Annotated in this window: 29 protein-coding genes; 19 read left to right on the top strand and 10 right to left on the bottom strand. The window is 34.9% G+C overall.

Going from position 1 to position 25,425, the window contains the following annotated elements; all coding sequences use genetic code 11:
- Positions 1 to 31: 31 nt before the first annotated feature.
- On the bottom strand, positions 32 to 646 hold the full coding sequence (locus tag ACQKIM_RS11290; protein ID WP_427543513.1) for a TetR/AcrR family transcriptional regulator: 615 nt from the start codon (positions 644 to 646) through the stop codon (positions 32 to 34).
- Between the two features lie 169 nt (positions 647 to 815).
- Here ACQKIM_RS11290 and ACQKIM_RS11285 point away from each other — a divergent pair, with 169 nt between their 5' ends.
- From ACQKIM_RS11285 to ACQKIM_RS11275, 3 genes are all read left to right on the top strand, one after another.
- Complete coding sequence (locus tag ACQKIM_RS11285; RefSeq protein WP_427543565.1) at positions 816 to 2,003, top strand: YhgE/Pip domain-containing protein; 1,188 nt, start codon at positions 816 to 818, stop codon at positions 2,001 to 2,003.
- Between the two features lie 374 nt (positions 2,004 to 2,377).
- On the top strand, positions 2,378 to 2,815 hold the full coding sequence (locus ACQKIM_RS11280; RefSeq protein WP_427543510.1) for a MarR family winged helix-turn-helix transcriptional regulator: 438 nt from the start codon (positions 2,378 to 2,380) through the stop codon (positions 2,813 to 2,815).
- Between the two features lie 15 nt (positions 2,816 to 2,830).
- Positions 2,831 to 3,532, top strand: coding sequence for a CPBP family intramembrane glutamic endopeptidase (locus tag ACQKIM_RS11275; RefSeq protein ID WP_427543507.1), 702 nt, complete (start codon positions 2,831 to 2,833; stop codon positions 3,530 to 3,532).
- A gap of 441 nt (positions 3,533 to 3,973) precedes the next feature.
- Here ACQKIM_RS11275 and ACQKIM_RS11270 read toward each other — a convergent pair whose 3' ends face one another.
- The 3 genes from ACQKIM_RS11270 to ACQKIM_RS11260 all read right to left on the bottom strand — a co-directional run bounded on the left by ACQKIM_RS11270 (position 3,974) and on the right by ACQKIM_RS11260 (position 6,239).
- The gene (locus ACQKIM_RS11270; protein WP_427543563.1) at positions 3,974 to 4,087 is read right to left on the bottom strand and encodes a YjcZ family sporulation protein; all 114 of its coding nucleotides are present in this window, start codon (positions 4,085 to 4,087) and stop codon (positions 3,974 to 3,976) included.
- 405 nt (positions 4,088 to 4,492) lie between these two features.
- Entirely contained in the window at positions 4,493 to 5,410 is a 918-nt protein-coding gene (locus tag ACQKIM_RS11265; RefSeq protein WP_427543504.1) for a cation diffusion facilitator family transporter, read from the bottom strand.
- A gap of 406 nt (positions 5,411 to 5,816) precedes the next feature.
- Positions 5,817 to 6,239: an exosporium protein C gene (locus ACQKIM_RS11260; protein WP_427543501.1), complete on the bottom strand. Its 423-nt coding sequence runs from the start codon at positions 6,237 to 6,239 to the stop codon at positions 5,817 to 5,819.
- A 549-nt stretch (positions 6,240 to 6,788) separates the two neighbouring features.
- On the opposite strand from ACQKIM_RS11260, the gene ACQKIM_RS11255 reads away from it, so the two are divergent.
- The 8 genes from ACQKIM_RS11255 to ACQKIM_RS11220 all read left to right on the top strand — a co-directional run bounded on the left by ACQKIM_RS11255 (position 6,789) and on the right by ACQKIM_RS11220 (position 12,382).
- Entirely contained in the window at positions 6,789 to 7,370 is a 582-nt protein-coding gene (locus tag ACQKIM_RS11255; protein WP_427543498.1) for a TetR/AcrR family transcriptional regulator, read from the top strand.
- Between the two features lie 53 nt (positions 7,371 to 7,423).
- Positions 7,424 to 8,812, top strand: coding sequence for an MDR family MFS transporter (locus ACQKIM_RS11250; RefSeq protein WP_427543495.1), 1,389 nt, complete (start codon positions 7,424 to 7,426; stop codon positions 8,810 to 8,812).
- Positions 8,813 to 9,081: 269 nt separating this feature from the next.
- Entirely contained in the window at positions 9,082 to 9,222 is a 141-nt protein-coding gene (locus tag ACQKIM_RS11245; RefSeq protein WP_427543493.1) for a hypothetical protein, read from the top strand.
- 16 nt (positions 9,223 to 9,238) lie between these two features.
- Positions 9,239 to 9,853: a DUF2306 domain-containing protein gene (locus ACQKIM_RS11240; RefSeq protein ID WP_427543490.1), complete on the top strand. Its 615-nt coding sequence runs from the start codon at positions 9,239 to 9,241 to the stop codon at positions 9,851 to 9,853.
- Positions 9,854 to 10,014: 161 nt separating this feature from the next.
- The gene (locus tag ACQKIM_RS11235; protein WP_427543487.1) at positions 10,015 to 10,659 is read left to right on the top strand and encodes a copper amine oxidase N-terminal domain-containing protein; all 645 of its coding nucleotides are present in this window, start codon (positions 10,015 to 10,017) and stop codon (positions 10,657 to 10,659) included.
- 12 nt (positions 10,660 to 10,671) lie between these two features.
- Positions 10,672 to 10,914: a hypothetical protein gene (locus ACQKIM_RS11230; protein ID WP_427543484.1), complete on the top strand. Its 243-nt coding sequence runs from the start codon at positions 10,672 to 10,674 to the stop codon at positions 10,912 to 10,914.
- A 13-nt stretch (positions 10,915 to 10,927) separates the two neighbouring features.
- A complete protein-coding gene (locus ACQKIM_RS11225) occupies positions 10,928 to 11,827 on the top strand; it encodes an FAD:protein FMN transferase (protein WP_427543480.1) in 900 nt (299 codons plus the stop codon).
- Complete coding sequence (locus ACQKIM_RS11220) at positions 11,828 to 12,382, top strand: ferric reductase-like transmembrane domain-containing protein (RefSeq protein WP_427543477.1); 555 nt, start codon at positions 11,828 to 11,830, stop codon at positions 12,380 to 12,382.
- Between the two features lie 49 nt (positions 12,383 to 12,431).
- On the opposite strand, the gene ACQKIM_RS11215 is transcribed toward ACQKIM_RS11220, so the two are convergent.
- Positions 12,432 to 13,667 carry a sensor histidine kinase gene (locus ACQKIM_RS11215; protein WP_427543474.1) on the bottom strand — a complete coding sequence of 412 codons (1,236 nt, stop codon included), beginning with the start codon at positions 13,665 to 13,667 and terminating at the stop codon, positions 12,432 to 12,434.
- The gene (locus ACQKIM_RS11210; protein WP_427543471.1) at positions 13,667 to 14,338 is read right to left on the bottom strand and encodes a response regulator transcription factor; all 672 of its coding nucleotides are present in this window, start codon (positions 14,336 to 14,338) and stop codon (positions 13,667 to 13,669) included. Before ACQKIM_RS11210 ends, ACQKIM_RS11215 begins: the two co-directional genes overlap by 1 nt.
- 144 nt (positions 14,339 to 14,482) lie before the next feature.
- On the opposite strand from ACQKIM_RS11210, the gene ACQKIM_RS11205 reads away from it, so the two are divergent.
- A complete protein-coding gene (locus ACQKIM_RS11205; RefSeq protein WP_427543468.1) occupies positions 14,483 to 15,382 on the top strand; it encodes a DMT family transporter in 900 nt (299 codons plus the stop codon).
- 5 nt (positions 15,383 to 15,387) lie between these two features.
- Here ACQKIM_RS11205 and ACQKIM_RS11200 read toward each other — a convergent pair whose 3' ends face one another.
- Positions 15,388 to 16,077, bottom strand: coding sequence for an ArsR/SmtB family transcription factor (locus ACQKIM_RS11200; protein ID WP_427543465.1), 690 nt, complete (start codon positions 16,075 to 16,077; stop codon positions 15,388 to 15,390).
- A gap of 89 nt (positions 16,078 to 16,166) precedes the next feature.
- Here ACQKIM_RS11200 and ACQKIM_RS11195 point away from each other — a divergent pair, with 89 nt between their 5' ends.
- From ACQKIM_RS11195 to ACQKIM_RS11185, 3 genes are all read left to right on the top strand, one after another.
- Positions 16,167 to 16,475, top strand: coding sequence for an antibiotic biosynthesis monooxygenase family protein (locus tag ACQKIM_RS11195; protein WP_427543462.1), 309 nt, complete (start codon positions 16,167 to 16,169; stop codon positions 16,473 to 16,475).
- A gap of 29 nt (positions 16,476 to 16,504) precedes the next feature.
- The gene (locus ACQKIM_RS11190; protein WP_427543460.1) at positions 16,505 to 16,705 is read left to right on the top strand and encodes a hypothetical protein; all 201 of its coding nucleotides are present in this window, start codon (positions 16,505 to 16,507) and stop codon (positions 16,703 to 16,705) included.
- 128 nt (positions 16,706 to 16,833) lie between these two features.
- The gene (locus tag ACQKIM_RS11185; RefSeq protein ID WP_427543457.1) at positions 16,834 to 17,535 is read left to right on the top strand and encodes an SIR2 family NAD-dependent protein deacylase; all 702 of its coding nucleotides are present in this window, start codon (positions 16,834 to 16,836) and stop codon (positions 17,533 to 17,535) included.
- A 30-nt stretch (positions 17,536 to 17,565) separates the two neighbouring features.
- On the opposite strand, the gene ACQKIM_RS11180 is transcribed toward ACQKIM_RS11185, so the two are convergent.
- Genes ACQKIM_RS11180 through crcB form a run of 3 tightly spaced genes read right to left on the bottom strand, consistent with a single transcriptional unit; the run spans position 17,566 to position 18,614 of the window.
- Positions 17,566 to 17,910 (bottom strand): hypothetical protein, encoded by a 345-nt coding sequence (locus ACQKIM_RS11180; RefSeq protein ID WP_427543454.1) that lies wholly within the window; start codon positions 17,908 to 17,910, stop codon positions 17,566 to 17,568.
- 15 nt (positions 17,911 to 17,925) lie between these two features.
- Positions 17,926 to 18,255: a fluoride efflux transporter FluC gene (locus tag ACQKIM_RS11175; protein ID WP_427543451.1), complete on the bottom strand. Its 330-nt coding sequence runs from the start codon at positions 18,253 to 18,255 to the stop codon at positions 17,926 to 17,928.
- The gene (crcB, locus tag ACQKIM_RS11170; protein ID WP_427543448.1) at positions 18,252 to 18,614 is read right to left on the bottom strand and encodes a fluoride efflux transporter CrcB; all 363 of its coding nucleotides are present in this window, start codon (positions 18,612 to 18,614) and stop codon (positions 18,252 to 18,254) included. Before crcB ends, ACQKIM_RS11175 begins: the two co-directional genes overlap by 4 nt.
- A gap of 378 nt (positions 18,615 to 18,992) precedes the next feature.
- On the opposite strand from crcB, the gene ACQKIM_RS11165 reads away from it, so the two are divergent.
- From ACQKIM_RS11165 to ACQKIM_RS11150, 4 genes are all read left to right on the top strand, one after another.
- Positions 18,993 to 19,790: a hypothetical protein gene (locus ACQKIM_RS11165; RefSeq protein WP_427543445.1), complete on the top strand. Its 798-nt coding sequence runs from the start codon at positions 18,993 to 18,995 to the stop codon at positions 19,788 to 19,790.
- Between the two features lie 12 nt (positions 19,791 to 19,802).
- Positions 19,803 to 21,311, top strand: coding sequence for a hypothetical protein (locus ACQKIM_RS11160; RefSeq protein ID WP_427543442.1), 1,509 nt, complete (start codon positions 19,803 to 19,805; stop codon positions 21,309 to 21,311).
- 419 nt (positions 21,312 to 21,730) lie between these two features.
- On the top strand, positions 21,731 to 23,473 hold the full coding sequence (locus tag ACQKIM_RS11155) for an ABC transporter ATP-binding protein (RefSeq protein WP_427543439.1): 1,743 nt from the start codon (positions 21,731 to 21,733) through the stop codon (positions 23,471 to 23,473).
- On the top strand, positions 23,470 to 25,206 hold the full coding sequence (locus ACQKIM_RS11150) for an ABC transporter ATP-binding protein (RefSeq protein ID WP_427543436.1): 1,737 nt from the start codon (positions 23,470 to 23,472) through the stop codon (positions 25,204 to 25,206). Before ACQKIM_RS11155 ends, ACQKIM_RS11150 begins: the two co-directional genes overlap by 4 nt.
- The last annotated feature ends 219 nt before the right edge of the window (positions 25,207 to 25,425 follow it).

Here is a 25,425-nt window from a genome sequence, read left to right as displayed (position 1 = left end):
AAGAATCTTTTTTTGCTATAATCCTCTGATTTCACTTTTTTAAGCCAGCTGCAAAAAAAGGTCCATTTAGTGTGATGGTTGATAATATCCTAGCCATTTCTTGTGGTGTTTCCTTTCTGTCACTAAGCAGCCATTGCTGAACTACACCAATATGTGCTGAAGCAATGTACGAAACAAGGTATTCTCTTGGAACAAGGATATTCTCTTGTTTTAGCGGACTTTCTTCACTCTCAAATAAAGTTTTCCACATAAAGTTTTTTAATTTGGTTTGAAAAGATAGGTCTCCATTTGGACCTAATACTGCCTTCATAAACCTTTTATTTTGCTCTAAAAATTCAAATATTAATATAGCAATTTCGAATGGCTTCAAGGTAGTGCCATTCGTATGAAGGTCAGCAATTAAATTATAAATATTTTGTTTTGCAATGTTTGACATCCCAAGCATGATTTCTTCTTGGTATCGATTCATTAAATCATATTTGTCTTGATAATGTGCATAAAAAGTCCCTCTATTTATTTTTGCTTTAGATGTAATATCCTTTACAGTTATTGAATCAAACCCCTTCTCTTCAATCAATTCAACCAATGCATCTTTAATAGCCTCAATTGTTCGAATAACACGTAAATCCGTGAAATTATCTTTCAAAAAAATCCCTCCAAAATTTTATCCGACACATGTATTCAATGTGTTCTGTAAACGACACTTTTCTTGTTTTTGATTATTGAATGGTTACAATCTCAATTTTATAATTTATTGTGTAATAAACAACAGGTTGTTCATTATTATAACTCAAAAAGAGGTGAGGTAAATGAAAATGCTTAAAAATAAACTGGTATGGCTTGCACCAATTATTGCATTGATCGTTGTTTTTATCTTTTCACTAACATTATTTCCTTCTGTGCAACCAACACCGAAAAATTTACCGATAGCAATTGTAAATGAAGATCAGGGAGTTGAAGTTCCAAATCAAGCAAAAATGAATATGGGTAAAACAATTGTTGAAATGATACAAACTACTTCTGGAACACCATCAAAAGATGAAGAGCCTGCTATAAAGTGGATTGTAATAAAAAGCACAGAAGAGGTACAAAAGGGTTTAGATAAGCAAAAATATTATGCAGCATTAGTAATTCCTAAAGATTTTAGTAACAAACAAGCATCTCTACGTACTCCTGTGCCCTCCAAGCCAGAAGTACAAATATTAATTAATCAAGGCATGAATACTGCAGCCTCTACAATGGCAGGGCAAATACTGAACGGGATAGTTGATAATATGAACAATCAAGTTCGCACGCAGCTACTAGAAGGGTTCAAAGCACAGGGAGGAACATTGACAGTAGAACAGGCATCCGCCTTAGTAACACCTATTTCAAAAGTGGTCTCAAATGTCAACGAGATCGGAGAAAATAGTGCTAATGGCAATGCTCCTGTTTCTTTATTTCAACCTTTATGGATGGCTATTTTGGCTAGTACAGCTATTTTGTTTATTGTTGTAAATAAACTCCAAATTAGTACGCGAAGAGAGAGTCTTTCAGCAAAGATTGGGCAAATATGTATAGGAGCAATTGTTGCCCTTGTAGTAGGATTTGGGTTTACCTGGATCGCTGATGAGATGGTAGGAATCCATATACCTGCATATATGGATACAGCCTTATTTTTATCTATTACATCTTTTAGTTTCTTTTTATTAATATCTGCGGTTCTTTCATGGTTTGGCATAAAAGGAATAGCTATTTTTGCTTTAATGCTATTCTTTGGCGGACCATTACTTGCACTCCCTCGGGAAATGATGTCCTCCTTTTATCGTGATTGGGTGTATGCCTGGTTACCAATGCGGTTTATGACTGAGGGCTTACGGGAGCTATTTTTCTTTGGAAAAGAATTGTCTTGGAACACTTCTGTATCAGCGCTTGTTTGGATTGGCATTATTAGTATGTTTATCATACTAGCATCTTCGTTAAGGATTTCTGTAAGTAAAGAGGAAGCAACACAGGAATTGTAGCAATTTGGCAAAACAAAATTTCACTCATTAATTTGAGGCTTTGGTGAAATAGGTCGCTAATATTCTTAAGCTAAAAAACACTTTATATTTACTGTGTTTTTTTACCAACCATTTTAGGCAGTCGTCTTTTTGAAAGGGACTGTTCAATTAACACTATGAAGTCACATCTACTATGTACTGCACCCCAACTGTTAGATTTTTGGTCTAACTTTTGGGATTCACTACAAATAAGGTGTGGCTTTTACTATTTGAATAATAAATCAGTAGCAGCAATTATCAGTTGACAGAATGGAGTTGGTGAGATTAATATTTTAATTAACAAAATATTTTATGAACTTAAAATATTTAATTATTTAAATTGTTGGGGTGTGTTTATGTTAAAAGAAAGAATGAAGAATATTTTTCAAACATTAGATCAGATAAATTATGCTTTGCTTAATCACTATGAAGAAGTACTTGAACATAAATTAACGTCAAAGCAAGCCTTGATTATGGAGCATGTACATGTTCATGGAACTTTAACTGTGAATGAATTGGCTGAAAAGATGAATATGTCAGCTAGTGCAATTAGTCAATTACTGTCTAAATTAGAGAGTGGACATTACATTGAACGGACAATTAATCCAGAATCCAGACGTAAAATTGATGTAACACTTGGCTCGAAAGGTGAAGAGCTATATAAACTGTATGAAGAGGTGGATAAACAGGTAGTTTCAAAATACTATTCTAAGCTAGATGATGAAGTAATCAATCAATTTGAGTATGTAGTGAACAAGATTTACGAGGTGATTATAGAAGAACAAAAAAGTTAAGGGAGAGTAGCTTTTATGAATTGGGTGTACATGATTATTGTATTTATTATCTGCATACCTGGTATTTATTATATGTATCAATCAGAAAAAATTTATATTAAAGAAGATGATGTAACTGATCGGCAACGATTAATAATTCATATTCTTACTGCCATTATCTTTTCAGCGATAGGTGCTTTTATTGTACCTAAGATTGATGTAGTGCAACAAATAGGGGCTATAAAGATAATTTCATATGGCTTCGGTTTAGGAATTATTTGTTCTATTGGTAATTTACTATTCTACTATATGTACTTTGTACCTAATTTGACAAGAGAAGAATATTATAAAATTGAAAACTATTATGTTAATGCAGGTATTTTAAGCCGTGTATTTTATGGAGGAATTATAGAGGAAGTCATATTTAGATGGAGTTTACTTAGCTTGTTTATTTGGTTGTGTCAATTAGTGAATTTAAACAATGAGACTAGCGTATGGATAGCAATCACTTTTTCAAGTATTTTATTTGCTCTCATCCATATACCATCTATAAAGCTTGTTACCAGTAAGCCAAAAACATCCATGTATGTGTATGCTATTGTCGGAAATATTTGGGTGGGTGTTTTTGCAGGAGCAGCCTTTGTTTATGGAAGTTTAGTAGCGGCTATAATAGTCCATATGCTTTTTCATTTACTATGGTGGCCTATTCAAATTCGTGAATATGCTAAATTACAATGATTTAACTTAGGATAATTAACAATAAAAAGAGTACGCTGAAGTATCTGTTCAGAAGGGCAAGAAGTATTGATGAAAAATTCTATGGGAGAAAAAGTATAGGAAATTGATTACAAGCATAATTGGAAGCAAGGTTCAACAGCTATGAAACTGAAATCGAGAACATATTAGGTGGCTTTATTCATCAAAGACGTGAAAATATTCAGTTACCCAACTAATTTTAAGCCGCTATTTTAGCTCATAATAACGAAATTAAAAGGATCACATGGAGGTTAGTGACCCTTTATAAATATTAGAAAGGAAAGGCTATTTCTTTAATTCTAAGCATTAGAAACTCTATTGGATATTATCAATAAGCTCTTACGAAACGAGTACAGACAATAATTAGAAGACTAAGAAGAATAACAAGTAGTGTTAGATTTAATAAATAAAAGGCTTTTTAGATTAATACATGAAAGATGCGCCAACAATAATTAGAAGAATAAATAAAACAACAATTAGGACGAATGATGAGCCGTTATAACCGCTGTTGCCGCCGTAATAGCAATTGTTATTTATGCCTCCTACATTACCATAGTATCCCATAAAGTATTCCTCCTTTTATGATCTATAATATGTATAGCAGTAGAAAATTTAAGAGGTATTCATCCAATAAAAAAACATTTAGAAATAAAATAGGATTGTTCTTTTTGTTAAGAGATTATAAACAATAATGAGCTTTTTCCTTCAAGGAAATAAATTAGATGCTATTTAAATGGCATATCTACTTGGGTTTGGTTTTTATGTATAAAAAAAGACAATGGGCGAGGTGAGAGTTTACTACATCAAGCCCATTGTATGTAAGTATAAATTACTGTAATTGTAGAGGGGATGGTGCATAGAAAATGCACTAACGTTTTTAGCTTTCATCAATCAAAGGTTTCATTTTAGGTGAGTATTTGGTCATTGATTACATAATATAATTTAGTTTATTTTTTCATTTTCTGGCTCCAAATGAATAAGAATATTGGCATTTTGATAGATATTTTTAATCCTTTCTTCTATACGATCGCAGAGATTATGAACTTTTTCTATGCTATTTTGCGATTCTACTACTAAATGAAAATCGATATATTCCTCAGCACCCGATCGTCTTGTTCTGAAATCATGATACTCAATATATTCATCTTTAAATGTTTCAATAATTTGTATAATTTCTCTTTCTTCTTCATTTGACAATCTAGCATCCAATAGTGGAGGAAATGCTTCTTTCATCATTTTAAAAGCCTCTATCATAATAAAACATGCTAATACTATACCTATAATAGGATCTAAAATATACCAACCAGTTAAATGGACAATTAATAAACTCAAGGCAACTCCTAATGAAGTATAGACATCTGTAAGTAAATGTAGTGCATTTGATTTCATTGCGACCGAATTAGTATTTTTAGCAGTTCTATATACAATTCTTGATACAAAAATATTAATTATGGCGCCTAATATCATGACTAATATACCTAATATTGGAAGTCTTATTGGGGTAGGTGTAATAATTTTATGAATACATTCATAGATAATCCAAATTCCTGCAACAAAAATTAAAAGAGTTTCAATCGTTCCAGAAATATTTTCAACCTTACCATGTCCATACGGGTGTTCTTTATCTGCTGGTTTATTGGAAATTCTGACAGAGAAAAAAGCAATTAACGAAGCAAGCAAATCTAAAAATGAATGGATTGCCTCTGATAAAATTGCCACTGATCCTGTGAACAAACCAACAATAATTTTTAAAATAACAATAGTAGAATTACTAATAACTGATAAAAAAGCGATTTTTGAAGAATTCACATTGAAATACCTCCTAATGAGTATGAATTTATGATAACAGCCACACTCCATGTGGGTCTATAGCAACGTTTTTTCCCAATATCTATTAATTAATGCAAACGAAAAAATGTTGGATTAGACAAAGTTTTTTTAAATTCCACATAACCCAAAAGCTATGATCTAAAATATTAGGAGCAATGAGGGAGGGTTAAAAGCTTTAAATTGTCCTAACTGTTCTGTAGTGAAATAAAATCCTCCAATAATCTTTTCCATAAAATTGAAATGGGTGTAAATGTATAACCTTAACTGCAACAAATGCCGTAAATATAGTAAAAATGATGCCAATAGTACATGGATTAGCAAAAAATTAATGTCCATTTACATTTATGTACCATATTAGGGGATAGGTTGTACGAAGATAGTTGAAGACCATCTTTTTATGGATGATCTTCAAAAAAGCTACTAAGAACTATTATCGTTAATTCTTTATAGCTAAGCCACTAAAAGAAATGGGACCAACTATGTTTGCTTGTGTGTTAGGAGTGATATTCTCAACAGTAAGTTGATAGAAGTTGGCACCAGCTATTAAATTGGAATCAATGGCTTGAAATGTAAAGGTATAGGTTTGCTCTGAACCAGTTGATTCTACTCCATCTTGCGTATTAAAGATTTCTTTCCCATTACGGAAGATTCTAAATACAATTTGAGAAATATTTGTAATGCCTTCCACACCCACGGTTGAAACTAGCTCAACGAGATTATTTCTTGTAGCAGTGGAGGGGATGTTTATTTGAATTGAGGCTAAAACAACCCTAAATGGAGCTTGCGGAATTGTAAAAGCATTTCCTGGGTTAAAACTACTTAAAGGTTCAATTGCTTTGTAATCAAGAATTTGCACCATTTTATCACCTCCTTTTGGTTTGATATTATAAGATATGTTTTCTGATAGAGCTTGATTGTTTAGTAACCCAACAAGCACTATTTTCTAAAATTTTGTTAATAAAAATGTTTTGAACAGACCTAGAATTAGGTCTAGTGTAAGGCTCCAGATTAAATTCTTATTTGACTAGCTCTTTAGGCAGTCAAAAAATGGCTTGAGTTTAATGATATTGAACACTGACATTATAAAGAATGGACCAGATGAAGATTTTTGTCGTTATGGACTTGGATTTTGCATCGTAAAAGGTCATAAAGTAATAAGTTATGTTCGAGTTGTTGACAATGTTCAACGATGGAAACAAATCTTAATCTCAGCATTAGCCCGGATACTAGGTTTTGTTTAATGAAAAGCTTTGAAGTTTAAATGGACATAATTATTTCTTTTCTATTCAAATGACGAATTATCTACCGCAAGGACAATCAATCATTTACGTTATGAGCCACTCTATTGACAAGCATAGCGTAACTTTATATATTGTTAGTGATGACTAACATTAATAAGGAGGATGAGATGGCGAAGCATACTAAACAAAAGATTTTACAGGCAGCCTGTGAAATGATGTCTGCTAAGGGTTATCAAAATATAACAGTGAAAGAAATTGCAGAGAAGGCTGGCTGCAGTGAAATGACTGTCTTTAGAAAATTCAATACAAAGTTTGAGATATTACAAGAAATTGTGAAAGAATATTCGTATGTGCCATATTTTGAGAATTTTTTTACTAGTGAGTTAATAGGTGATATTGAAGAGGATTTGAAGAGAATTTCTGAAGTTTATTTGCATTTTATGAATAAAAATAAGCCATTGTTTTTAATTGCTGTGCAAGAAAGAGGAACGTTACCTAAATTGATGGATGAGATTTCTAAACAGAATACTCAGAAGTTGCAAAATTTACTGGCGAATTATTTTGAAAATCAAATTAATAGTGGAAAGCTAAGACCATTTGATACTGAGCAGAAAGCAATTACTTTTTTAACATCATTATTTGGTTTTTTTGTTTCGATTGCTTTATGGGACGATCATTTTTTGCAAAATCAGGAAGCAATATATATTAATAATATAATAGACACATTTTTAAATGGGGTACAAAACTAACCCTATTTTTTTAGACAAAAATGTTAGTTATGACTAACAAAAAGGAGAGAGTAATGAATATATCCACTTATAAACATAAATGGATTGTAGCCATTTTATTATCTGCGGCATTTATATCAATTTTGAATCAAACCTTATTAATGATTGCCATGCCTCCTATAATGGCTGATTTTCAAATTGATGCCAATCAAGCTCAATGGTTAACAACCATCTATTTATTAACAAACGGTATTTTAATACCCATTACTGCCTATCTCATTGGTAGATTTTCCAACCGAATGTTATTATTAACAGGGCTTGTTTTATTTAGTGTGGGGACGTTAACTGGTGGTTTCGCACCTAATTTTATGACTTTGCTTCTTGCCCGTGTTATACAAGCAGGTGGTGCCGGTATTATTATGCCGATGATGCAAACAATTATTATAACAATTTATCCAAAAGAAAAACGGGGCACTATCATGGGGATAGCAGGACTAGTGACAGGTTTTGCGCCAGCAGTAGGACCAACACTTGCAGGCTGGCTTATCGAACAGTTCTCATGGCGGTATTTATTTTATACGATGTTTCCGATATCAATAATCATTATTTTAATTGTAGCTTTCTATATGCGAAATGTTACTGAGAAACAGCAAGGTCAATTGGATGTATTATCTGTTGTCTATTCCTCATTTGGCTGGGGAGGATTACTATATGCATTTAGTATTGCTGGATCTAAGGGCTTTGATAATCTTGAAGTGTGGATTCCTCTAGGTATTGGTACTATTTCACTTTGGCAATTTATACAAAGACAATTAAAGCTAGAGAAACCAATTTTAGAATTTAGGGTTTTTCAGTCTAAGATTTTTACCTTATCAACGATTTTATCATTTCTTGTTTATTCTTTAATGGTCGGTTCACAAATACTACTCACATTCTATATGCAGAATGTACGTGAGTTAACAGCATTAGAAACCGGATTGATGCTGCTGCCGGGAGCACTAGTCATGGGTATTTTTTCTCCAATTGCAGGGAAAATTTTCGATAGATTAGGTGGAAGATTATTGGCAATAGCAGGGTTTAGTCTTATTTTAGGTGGAAATATAGCCTTTATTTTTCTTTCTTATCATTCTACTATTTTGTACATTTCTACTATATTTAGTTTCATTTCACTTGGTATTACTATGGTTATGATGCCATTAACAACTGCTGGTATGAATGCTTTACCGATACGTTTAATCGCACATGGAACAGCGGTCAATAATACTCTTCGTATGGTGGCTGGGGCTATTATAACTGCTCTGCTGGTTACTATAATGAGTAGTACAAGCAGTTTTTATCATGATCTTTCAATGAATCAAGCAATGCTGAATGGTATACGAGCTGCATTTATGACGGCAAGTCTTTTAAGTCTAGGAGGATTTATCATAGCACTCCTTTATAAAAATCCTATAAAAAATACTTAATTCCTGTAACAATTATTATATAGTAATACAAGAGCCTTTCAATAAATTCGTTTTACCATTTTTATTTCGAAAAGGCAATAAATTAAAGTCAGCGCTGAACACGACTTTGAGCTTTACTAGAACAAGTCATTATGCAGTAATATTTTTAATGATTTCAGGAGGTTGAATGATTGTTACGTATTCATCTTATCCTTCTGTAATGATGGATGATACTAGCGATTTTATTACTTATACTTATTGGTAGTTTGATAGGAGTGATCCTTAAAAACATGAAAAGTATTACTATTGTAGAGAATCAGGAGAAGAAATTATTAGAAACTGCGACAAAGCTTAAAGGATATAGCTGGGTGACATTATTATCCATTATTTTGGCTATTTTCATTATGACAAATCGCAGTTTATTTTCCTAATGGAGGAATAGGTTGAATGAAAAGAAACATTGGTATATTGCTATTAATTGTCTCGATTATGTGGGTACTCCATACATTTTCAAAAAATTTTATGGTTGACCCTACTTTTGAAAAATTTATTTCTAAAAAGGATCTGCTTCTTACTGATCAATCCCTGTGGATCTTCATGATTCGACTTCATATTTTGCTTGCTATTATTTCGTTGCTTACTGGTCCATTAGGGATTATGAAAAAAATCCGAATTAAATCTATTAAATTCCATCGCTGGAATGGTCGATTCTATGTATTATCCATTATCTTAAATTTCATTCCTGGTCTCTATGTTTCATTTTTTGCCACTGGGGGATGGCTAAGTACAATAGGATTTCTTATTTTAAATAGTTTATGGCTTACAGCGACATGCCTTGGCTATTGGTATATCAAGAAACAAAAAGTAATTTTGCATAGTCAATGGATGATTCGAAGTTTTTTCCTTTCCTTTTCAAACATGTTGATTTATATCATTGTCGCCATTACATATAGCTTAATCAATATGCCCTACGAAATTTCCTATATCATAGCAGTCTGGTTATGCTGGATGATTAATCTGCTAGTAGCAGAGATAATTATTAGGAAGAAAATATGCTTATAAACCATAGTATAAGCAACAAAATGAATAGTAGTAGATTTGCAAAGCTATTTCTGTGTACAGTGAAATCTGTTTATAGAAATGGCTTTTTCAACATTGTTTGAAAAAATTCAGTTTCCTTTCATTTTTGATTTCTACAATGACAACAAAGGGAGGTATTGATGATGAAGAAATTAACTTTAGTAATCGTTCTAATAGCCGCAAGCTTTACAACAAATGGTGTAGTCGTACATGCAGATGATCACAAGCATGAAGATAAAAAATACGAAAAGTATAAAGACTATGACGATGATGATGACGACGATTACGAGTATGATGACGAATATTACGATGATGATGAAAATGAAGGTGAAACTTATTATTTTCAAGATGCAGTAAGGGAAAAAGGGACCTGGAATATTTGGACTCGAACTGTTACGGCAGATAAAGAAATATTACCTTTCACGGATTCTCAGAATGTTACTTTTAAGTTAGATGGAACAAATAAGGTATTAAACGTTTTTGTTATTCCTAAAGATGGAGAATTTTTTGTACCTGGAAAAACAATAGCACAGGCTTTAGGAGCAAAAGCAACCTTTTATCAAGCAAGTAAAATATTAGATATTCAGGATCAAGCTAATGAATTAATTTTTCGTGCTGGAACAAACGTTGCCTATGATAACAACGTTAAAGCACCCATTCCTGCACAAGCATTTTATGTGAATGAAGAATTGTATGTACCGATTAGTACAATCACGAACGGTTTAGGCTATATAGCTGAATGGCAAGCAAGCACTCAAGCATTTGTATGTCATCGAATTACGAAATAGGAGGGTAGGATTATGAAAGATCCGAAAAAGGCAAAATGGGTTTTAGGTGCATCGGGGGTACTTTTATCTGCAGCATTACTAACTCAAATGAACAGCCCAACACAGGCTGAAACATCACGCTCGAACAATATACAAAATTTAGATCAGGAAAGTATGACAGAAAGAGAAAAAGAACTCGTGCAGCTTGACTGGACAAATTTTGAAGTTACAAGTCAAGCAGCTGTTAAAAGCGAGCGAAAAACGAAAAGAACTTAATGGAGTTGGTCGTGTGGATACACTAACTTTGCAGATAATGAATACGGAATTTTATATTGCTATGCCCAAAGGTGTACACTTCACTTGGAAGGAAAAAGCAGAGAGATGGCTGCAATACGTAGCAAAAGAATGGTCAAGGTTTCAACCAAACAATGAATTATCAAAACTAAATGAATTAAAAATCGGAGATACGCTCCGCATAAATTCGTTTTTATATGATTGTCTCTTACAAGCAGATCAATATTATCAGCTTTCTAATGGTCTATTTTCACCATATCTTAAACTGCAAATAGAACAGCATGGCTACAATCAGTCCTTCCCGTTTAAAACTGCTAAAAGCAACACCTATCAAAACAAAACTCTGGCTGTGGGGAAACCATTTCAGTTTCTAGGCGATCGGTTAGTTATGAAAGTATCTGATCTGGAAATTGATTTGGGCGGATTTGCTAAAGGGTATGCCATAGAAAAATTGGCTAATTGGTTGAAGGAAGAAATAGCTGTTGATTTTGGTCTAATTGATGGCGGTGGGGATATGCAAATGTGGTCTGCTGGAGAAAAAACTTGGACAATCGGTGTTGCAGATGCCTTGGATATCGATCAGGAAATTAGTTCGATTAAAATGAAAACAGGTGCTATTGCTACATCTAATCGTGTTTATCGAAGCTGGCTGTATGAGACAACAAAAAAACATCATTTGTTGAATGGACAAACTGGTGAAGTTGTAGAGACAAATGTCTTACAGGCTTCTGTTGTAACATCCTCGTTATGTGATGCAGAGGTTGGTGCAAAACTTTGCTTTCTATTGGAAGAAGCTGAGCTGCAGCAATGGTTTGAGAAAAATTGTCTGAAAAGTGCACGCTTTATTGTGAAAGAGGGGCAAACAGCTACTTGGCAGATGACGGGAGTGAACTAAATGCTTACAAGTACATGGGAATGGATTCGATTATTAGGTTTTTTAGCGTATTTTTACTTTACTATTTCTATTATTTTTGGCTTGTTAAGAAAATCATCGTTTGTAAAATCACATAAAAATTTAATTTATCATATACATCAAAATGCAGGGTGGCTAGGGTTAATCACAGTGATAGCGCATATGCTTGTGCTAATAATAGATCACTATGAGCCGTATCGTTTAGGAGAGATTTTACTTCCTTTCACAGCTAACTATCAGCCATTTTCATCAGCTTTTGGGACAATAGCATTTTATTTATTTTTAATAGTGATCCTGACATCTGATTTATGGATTCGAACGATGAATCGCTCTATATGGAAAAAAACTCACTTTCTGGTGTTACCAGCATGGGCATTTTCACTTGCCCATGGTGTGCTTATCGGAACTGATTCAGAAAATCCTGTAATTCTCTTGTTTTATTTAATCTCCGCTGGGCTTACACTATCGATTTTGGGAGCGAGAACAGTAGGTCAACTAATGAAAAAGATAGATGTTTCAACATCACATCAAAAATAAAAAACATCCGCTTATCTCCTGGAAAAAGAGATAAGCTGATGTTAACATGTCACAAAGGGAATTCGATATGGAATGTAGTGCCTTTACCAATTTGACTTGTTGCATAGATTTTTCCATTATGCTGCTGAACAATTGCCTTTGCTATGGCCAGTCCTAAACCAGTGCCATTTCGTTGACGAGCAGTATCACTTCGATAAAATCGTTCAAACACTAAAGGTAGTTCCTGTTCCGTCATACCCATACCACTATCCGCAACTGTAATTTTTACAATGTCTTGATTCTTTAACAGCGTAAGTGTTATTTCTCCGCTATTTGTATATCTAATGGCGTTGTCTAATAAGATATAAAGCAGCTCTTGTATTTTCGAAGCATCGCCAAGGAGTTGGATGTTTTCTTGAATGTCAGTTGAAAATCGTATATCAGAAGGCATAATCCTTTGAAATTTTACACTGACTTTTTTAAATAAGGTAGATAATGGTATTAATTCTTTGGTAGGAGAAACCTGCTGTTGATCGTGTCGTGCTAAGAATAATAGTTTATCAATTAGCTCTTTCATTATCTCAGCCTCATCTTTTAAGTCCGCAATTAATTCCTTCCCTAGAGGGCTTAACTGTTTAGCTTCTTCTACCTCTAAAATTTCAAGTGAACTATAAAAAATACTGAGTGGTGTCCGTAATTCATGAGATGCATCTGAAACAAACTTTTTTTGCTTATTGAATGACCATTGAATCGGTATCATTGCTTTACCCGCTAAATAATAGCTTAGTAGCCCAATTAAGACCGTAGAAATACAGGTTAATAATATTAGTAAATATCTTACATTTTGGAAAAAGTGCTGCTGTGACGTTACAGATTTACCAACGATAATATAGCCGACTACCTCATCGTTGCTGAAAATTGGTTTTTTTTCAAGTAAAAAATGCTCTTCCTGCCATTTATAATGTTTCACAATGTTAGCACTTGGGCTGCTATTGTAGAAGACCTTTTCAACCTGTTCTTTCAGACCCTTATAGGATTCATCACCATGGACAAACAGACCATTCTTTGTGTAAATATAGTAAAAAAAATTACGATTTGGGTCATAGCTTAATATTTTTTTGTTTGCATGAACATGCTCAAAAAAATCATGTTCTTGCCTTACGTAAAAATCTTCTAATTCCTTCATTTGTTGATTTTCCATTAGTTTAACGAGTGAAAAATAAAGAACGATCACAAAGAGTGAAAATAATAGGAAATAAAGCGTTGCATTGATGTAAGCTAATTTTTTTCTCGTTGTATGAAACATTAGTTATCCCTCAGTTTATAGCCAATCCCTCTGATATTTTGAATATGTGATTTGGATTGACCATCATCGATTTTTTTCCGAACAAGCTTGACTAGCGCGTCTAAGGAATTATTCGAAACATCGTAATCGTAGCCCCATATATAAATGCAAATTTGTTCTCTTGTGAGTATACGACCTTTATTCATAAATAAATATTCTAAAAGTAAGAATTCATTTTTAGTGAGATCAATCACTTTATTATTGTACAAAAACACACGAGAATCTACATACAGTTGTAAATGATCTATTTGGATGACCTGTTCAATGATTTTATCTTTTCTTCGGAGCAATGCGCGAACTCTTGCTAGTAGCTCCTCCATTTTAAATGGTTTTACAATGTAATCATCTGCACCGCTATCAAGCCCTTTAATAATGTCATCTGTGTCATCCTTTGCTGTTAGCATTAAAATACTACCATTAAACCCAGTGTGTCGCAGCTGCCTGCAAACTTCAATTCCACTAATTTTTGGCATCATCCAGTCTAAAATAACAAGATCGTATATCTCAGTATGAGTATGGTCTAGCGCATCCTGTCCATTATCTGCCTCTGTAACAAGATGAAATTCCTTTTTTAATATATAAACAATATTTCTTCTAAGCCTTGTATCATCTTCTGCTAATAATATTTTCAAGGTTGTTTCCTCCTGTTTATACTATCAAGCTAACTATACGTTTTAAAAATGACATGAAACTGAAAATGTATTCCATACTTCGATGAGAGTCGAAGCTTTTCCTATCTATAATGTTACTTAAATATAGAAAAAGGAGGGACAACTATGAATATTTATAAATTTATTGCATTATTAGTCCTAACTACATTTTTAATGGGATCTTCCTTTGCCATTGTTAAGTTAGGTCTGCCTTATTCATCGCCATTATTATTAGCTGCACTTAGATTTATACTAGCAGGGGTTATAATGGCTGTTATAGTAATAGCTTTCAGGAGACCTCATCCAACCTCAAATGGTAGTTGGATGAAGATTTTAATAATTGGAGCATGTCAAACAGCTGGTGTTATGGGCTGTATTTTTTTAAGTTTGCGAACGATTACAGCAAGTGAATCTTCCATCTTAACATTTACAAATCCCTTACTCGTTGTAATATTTGCCACTCTCTTTACAAAGGCACGCTACCGCACATATCAATGGTGCGGTGTTGTCCTAGGATTGGTAGGCGTGATGATTACAATGGGTGCACAGGTTACCATACAAATCGGACTTATTTTTGGTATTCTTTCTGCTGTTTTTTGGGCAATGGCAACATTGCTAGCAAAAAAATGGGGAGTTTTATTTGATACTTGGGTTTTATCAGCCTATCAAATGCTTTTTGGTGGTTTAATTCTATTACTAGCTAGTTTCTTGCTTGAGCAGCCATTTTTTATTGTGAATAAGACTTCTATTTTTATTTTGTTATGGTTAAGTATTTTATCCTCTATCGTGCAATTTGCTGGCTGGTACTATCTTTTACAAAATAGCGATCCTGGGAAAACAAGTGCCTTTTTGTTTTTAGCCCCATTTTTCGGAGTATTAACAGGCTGGGCACTATTAGATGATCCACTCAAGCTTTCGTTAGTAGTAGGAGGTGTCTTTATTATTGCAGGAATTTATTTAGTAAATCGTAATTTTACTGCAAATGATAAGAAAAATCTCCGTGGAGAGATAACAGATGATAATTGATTAGTCTAGCTTATATCCATGTTAAAAACTTCTTTAAAGCCAGCTCGTCCTTTTTCAGTGACTTTAATAGCTCGGATAGATGGGACACGCGTAATCCATTCTAGGTTTAATAAATGTGTCAGCAGTCCGTGACCGAGAGCTCCACCAAGATGATATCGTCGTTCACTCCAATCTAAGCAGGCATGAGAAAATGAACGACGCTTTCTTTTTAATTCATCTAAATCAAGACCGAAATTAGTAAAAAATTGTGTACCTTCAGCTGTAATGACAAACTGTTTTTGGTCTAGCTCTAAATAACCAGTGGTAAGTAATGATTCAGTTAATTGCACACCTAATTTTCCAGCTAAATGATCGTAGCAGGTTCTTGCATCCTGTAGAATTTTTATTTGACTGGACTGCTTTAATGAACGCACTTCAGGTGGCGGAGACATTACGAGGAAGGATTCCAATAATTGTGCAATGTCTTCACCTGCTAGCTGAAAATATCGATGGCGACCTTGCTTTTCTACTTTGACAAGCTTGCCATCCACTAACTTAGCGAGATGAAAGCTAGCTGTTTGAGGTTTAATTGCGGCCATATATGCTAATTCACTGGCTGTATGGAAGCGACCATCCATCATACTAGCAAGCATTGTAGCTCTTGAGGTTTCGCCTAGAAGGGAAGCAATTTCTGCAATGTTCGGATTAATACTCATTTGTCACAATCCTTTCTCAATCGATGTTTCATTTTTCGTAAGAGTATTTATCGTTTACAATAATACATATAAAGGAGGGAGTAAATAGCATGGAAATGTCTTATGCTGTAATTTTTACATCACAGAGAGCAGAAAAGGATGGGGAGGGCTATGCTAAGATGGCTGAAGCTATGGATAACTTAGCACAAAAGCAGCCAGGCTTTATTCGTGTAGAAAGTGTTAGAGATGCCGAGGGAAAGGGAATTACGGTATCCTATTGGGAAACGTTAGAGGCTATTCAGGCGTGGAAGGAAAATACCAAACACTTAGTTGCACAGCAATTTGGGAAAGAGAATTGGTATACGCAATATCATGTGGAGATTTGTCAGGTCATGAAAGAATATTCTTTCACGAAATAATGAAACCTTATGATAGAGGGAGTTACTATATGACTACATCTATTTTAGAAGAATGGCACGAACAACGGAAAAATTTCAATCCATCTAATCCTGTTAGCATTAATCAAGTGCATGAGTTTAAAGAACAGGTGAAGCTTGAAGAGCAGACAGAGGGAACTTATCACAGCTTCAGCTTTGATGACTTCTGGCGGGGTTTACTATCATATGTGGAAAAGTTTACAGAACACTGAATGATTAGCTGTTCTTTTATATTTTGCTGAAGACTATTGAGACCATCAAATAAAGACGTCATTGTTACTATAATAAGCGCTTCTTTAGCTCATATTCTAAGATGTTAGTGAGAATGGAGGAATGAAAAATGTCAATTGAACGATTGGGGGAGTGGTTACAATCCTCAAAAAGGACAGTTATTTTAACAGGGGCTGGCATGTCAACTGAAAGTGGTATACCAGATTTTCGTTCAGCATCAGGATGGTGGCAAAATATTGATCCTCGTACAGTAGCCACTACCGAGGCATTGATGGAAAATTATACATTGTTTCATGAATTTTATAAAATGCGCATTGAGCATTTAGAAAATGTAGCACCACATGAGGGACATAAAATTCTTGCGGATTGGGAAAAACGTGGGATTGTATCTTTAATGATGACTCAAAATGTAGATGGGTTTCATCAATTGGCAGGTAGTCAGAGGGTGGAGGAACTACATGGCTCGATTCGCTCAATTCGCTGTCACCGTTGTCAGCAAGCCGCTTCAATGGAATGGTTTCTGAATAAGGAGAGCTGTAGACATTGTAATGGGAAATTACGGCCAAATGTTGTACTTTTTGGTGAAAGTTTACCCCAAGAGAGCTGGCACAGATCGATGGATGCTATTAAATCAGCTGAGCTTGTACTTGTCATAGGTACTAGCCTTGAAGTGTATCCTGTGAATCAGCTCCCTGCGATGACAAAAGGAAAAACGGTTTATATCAATTTAGATATAACACAGCATACCATACCATTTGATTTAATTATCGAAGGGAAAACAAAAGAAGTGTTGCAACAAGTGCAAATTTAAAAGAAGGCGCCTCGAGAAATCGATAGGCGCCTAAAACATTTGTGGTAAAAACTCCTTCATAAAGCGTTGATTTTTACGTAACCATATTTTCAAAATCATTCGATGTGTAAGTAGTCTTTGTCTTTTATGAGGTCTAGCCTTTGCCTCTATTAAGCTTTGCAGTAGAATACTTGTTTCTGTTGCAAATATTTGAGGATCGACAAGAACATCAAGCTTATAATCAATTAGTTGTGCAGCCTGTACTTTGGCGAGTAACTTCGAAAAGAGACTGTTCATTTCCTGAAAATTTTCTTCTAATTCTAAGTCGATCAAGGTAAATAATGTTTGTTCAATTTCAGTTTCAAGTATTTGTAAATCATGTGTTGACGGTATCAAAAAATCACCTCTTTCTTATACTATATAAAATCCAAGCGTCGCAAAAAGTATTCCGACCAAAATGGACGTAGACATATAAATAATCGCATGTCTCCATCTTTTCTGTTCTATGAGCTGTAAGGATTCAAAACCAAATGTTGAAAAGGTTGTATAGGCCCCTAAGAAACCAATTCCGATAAAATGCCATAGCCAATCGCTTAGATGTAATGCAAACAAAAGTCCAAGTGCGAAAGAACCTGTTATATTGATGAAAAATGTTGCCCATGGATATGTATGAACGATCCATTTCCCTAAATAAAATCTCGTCAATGCACCTAAAAATCCACCGATACCAACAAGAATCATACGGTACGCCCCTTCGCCAGTTTATGTCCTAGCCATGCACAAAGTAAACCGCCAATAACACTTATGAAACAATAAAACAGGGCTTGCATCCATTGATGATCTTGTAGTAGTAATAGGGTCTCCAAGGAAAATGTCGAAAAGGTTGTAAAGGCTCCAAGAAAGCCTGTCCCGACGCCTAATACAATGGGTGTGCGCTTTGGAAAAGTAGTAAAAAGCCATGCTAAAAAGAAGCAACCTATTAAGTTAATACAAAGTGTTATAACTGGAAAACCACCTGTAGTGGGAAAAGTCAGGCTAAGACTATAACGACTGATGGCCCCTAAAAATCCTCCAATTCCAACTGCTAAAAATGATTTCAAAGTTAGTCGCTCCTTAAATTTTATCCTGTACAAGCAGGCAGTAATTTTATCGTATTGTTGGAACAAGACTACACATATGTAAAAGTGTACAGAGGGCTCCACTATTTAAAGTTTCACATTCTATAAAGATTTTATCATGAGATATCATTTATGGAAATTTTAGATACCTAATTCTATAGAAATGATATTAATATAACAATATAATTATAGTGGAAATAGTTTTGAAACAACGAAAAAATCTACTACCAAAGAATGAATTTTCTGATTTTTCTATAAATTTATCTAAAAGCCATTGATTAGTATATATAGGGAGGATTAAAATAGAATTATATTTATTATTATTTAATAAATATATAAAAAAACGATTGGGGGTTTTTTATGAAAAAAACAATATCATTATTTGCATTACTGCTAGTGACGATGGTTGTTTTGATTGCATGCAACAATGATTCAGGGGAGAAGGAAGCAGCCGCTGAGAAGGATGTAGGATCACTTGTTATTACTGGGGATACAGTGACTGAGCAAGGTGGATGTGTACTAGCCAGCCGTTTTTCACCAGGAGATAAAATTATTTTCCGGAACAATGTACTAGATGGATTAACAAATGAGCAAGTAAAGGATGCAAAGGTGCAGGTACACCTATCTACGGGAGAAACACTTGATATGAAATATGGCAAGCATGGTGATGATAATTTTTGGGTAGTAGCTTATCCTGTAACAAAAGATACACCAACTGGAACACTTGATTATTCAGTTACAGCAGAATATAAAGAGCAAAAGGGAGAATTTAAGCCTTTTAATGTTGCTCCTTCTTTATTAACGATTGTGTCTGAAGACGTTGCACAGACACCAAAAGAGGAGCCGGTTTCTGCTGAGGCAGATGCGTCTGCTGTCGAAACGAATCAAGCTGTTGATATAATTGGAAAAAATTTTGAATTTCATGGTCCAAAGGGAGAAAAAGCTTTTTATGTAAAAGCAGGAGAGGAAGTAACACTTTCGTTAAAATCTGAAGAAGGTATGCACGGAATTACTATAGAGGGATTAGATGTTAATTTAGAAAAGGATGGCACTGTGAAATTTACGCCTGAAAAAGCTGGAGAATTTAATATGGTATGTAGCGTTTTTTGTGGTGCAGGTCATAGTGATATGACAGCTAAACTAGTAGTTGTTCAATAAAGGGGGGGTTTTATGAAGCACTTATTAAAATCGCCTTTGCTCTTCATCATTGTATTATTAACTAGTTTAAGCTTAATAGCTTGTTCTGATAAAGAAGAGCAAGCCATTAATGGACAACAAAATTCATCGACTAAAGCGGATGCTGAAAAACAAGAAACAGCTCAGGAAAAATTATTAAACAATATTTCCTTATCTAAAGTTCGAGGGTTTGTCCGAGATGAAGTTACTTTTAATGTCGATCAGTTAAAGGCAGGTCAACCAGTTGAATTAGTATGGAATGCTATAGATGGAGAATATCTCATCGAGGATTTGTATACAGTCGTTGGTCCAAAGTTTACAGAAAAAGAAATAATTTTACAGCAGGGTATCGCAGACTCAACAGGAAAATGGGCTGGCAAGTTTAATGTGCCTGAGGGCTTTGGCGGAGATTTTACATTATGGGTCAAACAAGAAGGGGAAAAAATCGGTCAAATTGGTTATACCGTTGATCCATCGTTTGTCATGGAGCCTAAATCTGGTCCTGTAGGTACAGAAATTAAGATTAAAATGGAAGGCCTTGGTTGGAGCACATATATGCGAAATTGGCAATTAACCTATGATAATAAATATACAGGGCTAATTACAGGGATTTCAACAAATGGAACTGCAGAGGCGAAAATTCGCGCTGCTGGCTCTGTAGGTGATCATGCCATTCGTCTTCGTACAGGATACTTAGGAATGCAATATATAAACTATTTACAGTCTCCATATCCAGACAAACCAGCACCAGATTTTATGTTTACAATTACAGATGGGGCTGCACCAACTATTGCTAATTATATAGAAGATGCACCAGTAGCTGCATCTGGCGGTGTTGACATGCCAAAATTGAAGCAGGGTGAAGGTGTCAAGGTTGAGCTAACTAAAAATGAGGGTATAGTAGGTGATCCTGTAAAACTGACATCCTCTGGTTTACCTAAGGAGACAGAAATAGAACTTATTTGGAACACAATGAAAGGAAGCCGTGTAAGCGGCAAAGGCTTTGGAGAGGAAACTACATTACTGAAAAAAGTTAAAACGGATGAAAATGGAGAGTTAAAGTATGATTTTACAGTTCCAGATGATTTAGGAGGCATACCTCATCGTCTCGATTTAGCTGCAGAAGGTAAGGTGTATGGGCAAGCTTATTTACGAGTTTTACCTTCTATCGTTGAATTTTCTCCAAAATCCGGTCCAGTTGGAACAAAAATTTCCATAACTATTAAGGGCGGTGGCTGGACTGAGTTTGATAATGCCTATTATTTAACTTATGACAATGCCTATACAGGTTATTTATGTGCCTTTAATAGCCAAGGAAATTTAACTTTTGATGTTATTGCAACGGGTGATGCTGGATATCATTTAATTGATTTATATCCTGGCATTTATAAGCAGCAGGAAAAGGAGACGGATATGACCTTGATTCCACAATTAACCTACTCCACGGATCATCCTGGTTCTGCAATGCCTGCTATTCGATTAGCTTTTGAAATTACAAAATAGTAATTCATTGCTTTAAAGCGCTAATTAATTCTTGAAAAACGTAAAAAATAACAGGAAGATAGTTGACAAATATTTCTATAGTATGATAATCTTCAAGAACACTATAACAAATCAAGTAAAGGAGGGCATGACAATGTTTAATTTATCAGTATCATTTCAAAACATATTTGCATACATTGTCCATGCCTAACTTTTATTTCTATTGCAGTAAAAGGCATGGGTTACACTTTGCCTTTCATAAGAGACACATGCTCTTTTTAGGGGATGTGTCTTTTTTGTTGCGTAAAAAGTTGTAGTGATTACACAAAAAGGAGTGTATTAGTATGCGAAGTACAGCACTAAAAATGATTTTCATCAAGGAATTTCTGGATAGTGGGTAGCAACGTTTTCACAGCACGAGGGAAAGAAGGTTATGATGTATGTTTGATGTATTAAGTAAGCTAAGCTGGTTTTTTAAGCAATACTGGAAACAATATACGGTGGCAATCATGTTCTTAATAATTGCTAGTGTTCTAGAGGTAGTACCTCCTTATTTACTAGGGTCCATTATTGATATATTGACTGTTGGGGAAATGTCGTCAGCTATTTTATCAAAGTATATTTTGATTTTTGTGGGAATTATTATTGGTGGTTATGCCCTGAATTTTGTGTGGCAATTCCGACTATTTGAAGGGGCTATTAATTTAGAGAAAATATTACGCCGGAATCTTATGCAGCATTTTTTACGTATGACACCAACGTTTTATGAAAAAAATCGTACTGGGGATTTAATGGCTCGTGCAACTAATGATTTAAACGCCGTGTCATTAACTGCTGGGTTTGGGATTATGACCCTGATTGACTCGACGATTTATATGGGGTGCATTATTTTTGCCATGGGCTATCTGATTTCTTGGAAGCTCACATTTTTTGCTATGCTACCTGTTCCAATCATGGCTATTCTTATTCAATATCTTGGAAAAATTGTGCATGAGCGTTATATGAAGGCTCAAGATGCATTTGGAGAGCTGAATGATAGTGTGCTAGAGTCGGTTGCAGGTGTACGGGTAGTACGTGCTTATGTGCAAGAAAAAAAGGATGAGGCAAGTTTTGCAGAGATGAGCGAAATTGTCTATGAAAAAAATATGCATACAGCAAAAATTAACGCGCTATTTGGACCGATTACAAAGGTCGGTACTGGCATTAGCTATGTTGTAGCACTTGGTTACGGTGCTCATTTAGTTGCAACTGAGGCGATGACAGTAGGGCAGCTTGTGACATTCAATGTTTACTTGGGGTTAGCGGTTTGGCCTATATTTGCCATCGGCGAGCTTATTAATGTGATGCAGCAGGGAAATGCTTCTCTTGATCGTGTACAGGAAACGCTCAACTATGAGGCAGATGTTCGAAATATTGCGAATCCACAAATGATTGCGACACCAAATGGAATTGGCTTTGATGATCTAACATTCCAATATCCTATGAGTCAGGTGAAAAACCTACAACGAATTTCATTGTCGTTGAAAAAAGGGCAGACACTTGGCATTGTTGGGAAGACAGGGGCAGGTAAAACAACGTTCCTACGACAATTATTACGTGAGTATCCAATCGGTGAGGGACAGCTATCAATTGATGGAGTAGATATTACTGCACAAACGAAAGAGCAATTACTAGATTGGATTGGTTATGTACCACAGGATCATGTGTTGTTCTCACGTACAATTCGTGAAAATATTTTATTCGGAAAAGAAAATGCGACACAGGCTGAATTGCAGCAGGCGATTCACGCTGCATACTTTGAAAAGGATTTAAAAAATTTACCGATGGGTCTTGAAACACTTGTAGGTGAAAAGGGCGTTTCCCTTTCAGGTGGTCAAAAGCAACGTGTGTCCATTGCGCGTGCCTTGATTAAGGATCCTGAAATTTTAATGCTGGATGATTCATTATCTGCTGTAGATGCTAAAACAGAGGCAAAAATTATTGAGAATATTCAGCGAGAACGACAGGATAAAACAACGATTATTACCACACATCGATTATCAGGCATACAGCATGCAGATATAATCATCGTGCTAGATGAAGGTCAAATTGTCGAACAGGGAACACATGAGCAGCTTCTTGCACTACAAGGATGGTATAAAGAGCAATTCGACCGTCAGCAGCTAGAAGGAGGTGCCTCATGAGTACGAGTCAACGTTTAACACGCTATGCCATGTATTTTAAAAAACCAATTTTACTCGGTCTGTTTTTCTTAACAATCGCTGTATTTACCGAGCTAGTCGGGCCATTTATTGCCAAGCATATCATTGATAATTATATGACAATTGGTCACATTGAAATCAAGCCAATTACATGGTTATTACTAGTTTATTTAATTTTAGCAATTGCTACTGCAGTATTACGCTATTTTATGTATATTTATTTGCAGATTGGTGCTAACCGCGTAGTGCAAAAATTGCGAAAGGATGTATTTGGGCATATTCAAACATTACCAATACAATATTTCGATAATTTACCAGCAGGAAAAATTGTAGCCCGTGTTACGAATGATACGGAGGCTGTTCGAAATTTATATGTACAGGTACTATCCAATTTTGCGACGAGTTTCATTTCAATTATTGGTGTTTACATTGCACTTTTCATTTTAAACTGGAAAATGGCTATGATAGCCTTACTCATGATTCCAGTGGTTTACTTATGGATGATTCTATATCGTAAATTTGCTTCTAAGTATAATGATGTCATTCGTACCAAAATTGCAGATATTAACGCTATGATCAATGAATCCATTCAAGGAATGACGATTATTCAGGCATTTCGTCGAGAGCAGCAAATGACAAAGGAATTTGATGATATGAATAATGAGCATTATGCGTATGAACGCAAGCTGCTTGTTCTTGATTCAGCGACTTCCTTCAACCTTGTCAATACATTAAGATTAATCATGTTTACAGTCTTTATTTTCTACTTTGGCACACAGTCCTTTACTGCAACACAAGTGGTATCTGCTGGAACCTTGTATGCCTTTGTTGATTATTTAACAAAATTATTTAATCCCATCACAAATATTGTCAATCAGTTTTCACAACTGGAACGTTCACTTGTTGCAGGGAAACGTGTATTCGAGGTGCTGGATATAAGTGGTGAGCCTGTCTCCGAAAAAAGCATACCAAGATATAAAGGAAATGTGATTTTCGAAGATGTTTCCTTTGCTTATAAAAACGAGGAATATGTATTGAAAAACCTTTCCTTTGAAGCTCACCAAGGCGAAACAATTGCCTTAGTAGGTCATACTGGATCTGGCAAAAGCTCCATTATGAACTTATTATTCCGCTTCTATGATCCATCTAAAGGGAAAATTACAATTGATGGTCTAGATATCACATCGGTGCCGCGTCAAACAATGCGTGAGCATATGGGAATTGTTTTACAGGATCCTTATTTATTTACAGGAACAATCGCTGCGAATGTTAGTTTAAATAATCCTAAAATCTCACGTGAAAAAATAGAAGCTTCATTGAAGGCTGTTGGCGGTGAGCGTGTTTTAGGAAATCTTCCAAATGGCTATGATGAGCCAGTGATTGAGAAGGGTAGTACGTTGTCATCTGGACAGCGTCAGCTTATATCCTTTGCTCGAGCGCTTGCCTTTGACCCTGCTATATTAATATTAGATGAGGCTACTTCAAATATTGATACAGAAACAGAGGAAATTATTCAGCATGCGATGGATGTGCTGAAAAAAGGGCGTACAACATTTATCATCGCACATAGACTTTCTACTATTAAAAATGCAGACCGTATCCTTGTATTAGATCGAGGTAAGATTGTAGAACGAGGTACACATGATGAATTATTAGCACAGGGCGGTATTTACGAAACAATGTATCAGATGCAGGCAAATTCATTACATCAATAGGTAGGTTTTTGATGGATAGTTAGCCCTGTCAACTTTAGGAAGCCCCATTTTGCAAAAAAAAAGTGGGGCTTTTTTTAGAGGGCACTGAAGAAGAAAATTCTTTTTGTATATTAAAAATCTATCTTTTGTTTGATTTAAAAACATATCACATTTTTTGTGGTAAATCGACTTTTTCAGTGTCCTCTTTTTTTATCGAATAAAAATGGTGACATGTCATTC

This window comes from Lysinibacillus sp. NPDC047702 (genome assembly GCF_050272555.1).
In the GTDB taxonomy this organism is placed as follows: Bacteria; Bacillota; Bacilli; order Bacillales_A; family Planococcaceae; genus Lysinibacillus.
Note: the sequence above shows the minus strand (reverse complement) of the source record. Positions and strands in the feature narration are given on the sequence as shown.

Coding starts and splice junctions, on each gene's coding strand:
- ACQKIM_RS11190 (WP_427543460.1), top strand. CDS start 16,505: ATGACTACATCTATTTTAGAAGAATGGCACGAACAACGGAAAAATTTC.
- ACQKIM_RS11285 (WP_427543565.1), top strand. CDS start 816: ATGCTTAAAAATAAACTGGTATGGCTTGCACCAATTATTGCATTGATC.
- ACQKIM_RS11150 (WP_427543436.1), top strand. CDS start 23,470: ATGAGTACGAGTCAACGTTTAACACGCTATGCCATGTATTTTAAAAAA.
- ACQKIM_RS11235 (WP_427543487.1), top strand. CDS start 10,015: ATGAAGAAATTAACTTTAGTAATCGTTCTAATAGCCGCAAGCTTTACA.
- ACQKIM_RS11155 (WP_427543439.1), top strand. CDS start 21,731: ATGTTTGATGTATTAAGTAAGCTAAGCTGGTTTTTTAAGCAATACTGG.
- ACQKIM_RS11185 (WP_427543457.1), top strand. CDS start 16,834: ATGTCAATTGAACGATTGGGGGAGTGGTTACAATCCTCAAAAAGGACA.
- ACQKIM_RS11230 (WP_427543484.1), top strand. CDS start 10,672: ATGAAAGATCCGAAAAAGGCAAAATGGGTTTTAGGTGCATCGGGGGTA.
- ACQKIM_RS11265 (WP_427543504.1), bottom strand. CDS start 5,410: ATGGAGTGTGGCTGTTATCATAAATTCATACTCATTAGGAGGTATTTC.
- ACQKIM_RS11205 (WP_427543468.1), top strand. CDS start 14,483: ATGAATATTTATAAATTTATTGCATTATTAGTCCTAACTACATTTTTA.
- ACQKIM_RS11240 (WP_427543490.1), top strand. CDS start 9,239: ATGAAAAGAAACATTGGTATATTGCTATTAATTGTCTCGATTATGTGG.
- ACQKIM_RS11275 (WP_427543507.1), top strand. CDS start 2,831: ATGAATTGGGTGTACATGATTATTGTATTTATTATCTGCATACCTGGT.
- ACQKIM_RS11200 (WP_427543465.1), bottom strand. CDS start 16,077: ATGAGTATTAATCCGAACATTGCAGAAATTGCTTCCCTTCTAGGCGAA.
- ACQKIM_RS11245 (WP_427543493.1), top strand. CDS start 9,082: ATGAAAAGTATTACTATTGTAGAGAATCAGGAGAAGAAATTATTAGAA.
- ACQKIM_RS11220 (WP_427543477.1), top strand. CDS start 11,828: ATGCTTACAAGTACATGGGAATGGATTCGATTATTAGGTTTTTTAGCG.
- ACQKIM_RS11280 (WP_427543510.1), top strand. CDS start 2,378: ATGTTAAAAGAAAGAATGAAGAATATTTTTCAAACATTAGATCAGATA.
- ACQKIM_RS11260 (WP_427543501.1), bottom strand. CDS start 6,239: ATGGTGCAAATTCTTGATTACAAAGCAATTGAACCTTTAAGTAGTTTT.
- ACQKIM_RS11175 (WP_427543451.1), bottom strand. CDS start 18,255: ATGATTCTTGTTGGTATCGGTGGATTTTTAGGTGCATTGACGAGATTT.
- ACQKIM_RS11160 (WP_427543442.1), top strand. CDS start 19,803: ATGAAGCACTTATTAAAATCGCCTTTGCTCTTCATCATTGTATTATTA.
- ACQKIM_RS11165 (WP_427543445.1), top strand. CDS start 18,993: ATGAAAAAAACAATATCATTATTTGCATTACTGCTAGTGACGATGGTT.
- ACQKIM_RS11215 (WP_427543474.1), bottom strand. CDS start 13,667: ATGTTTCATACAACGAGAAAAAAATTAGCTTACATCAATGCAACGCTT.
- ACQKIM_RS11250 (WP_427543495.1), top strand. CDS start 7,424: ATGAATATATCCACTTATAAACATAAATGGATTGTAGCCATTTTATTA.
- ACQKIM_RS11255 (WP_427543498.1), top strand. CDS start 6,789: ATGGCGAAGCATACTAAACAAAAGATTTTACAGGCAGCCTGTGAAATG.
- ACQKIM_RS11195 (WP_427543462.1), top strand. CDS start 16,167: ATGGAAATGTCTTATGCTGTAATTTTTACATCACAGAGAGCAGAAAAG.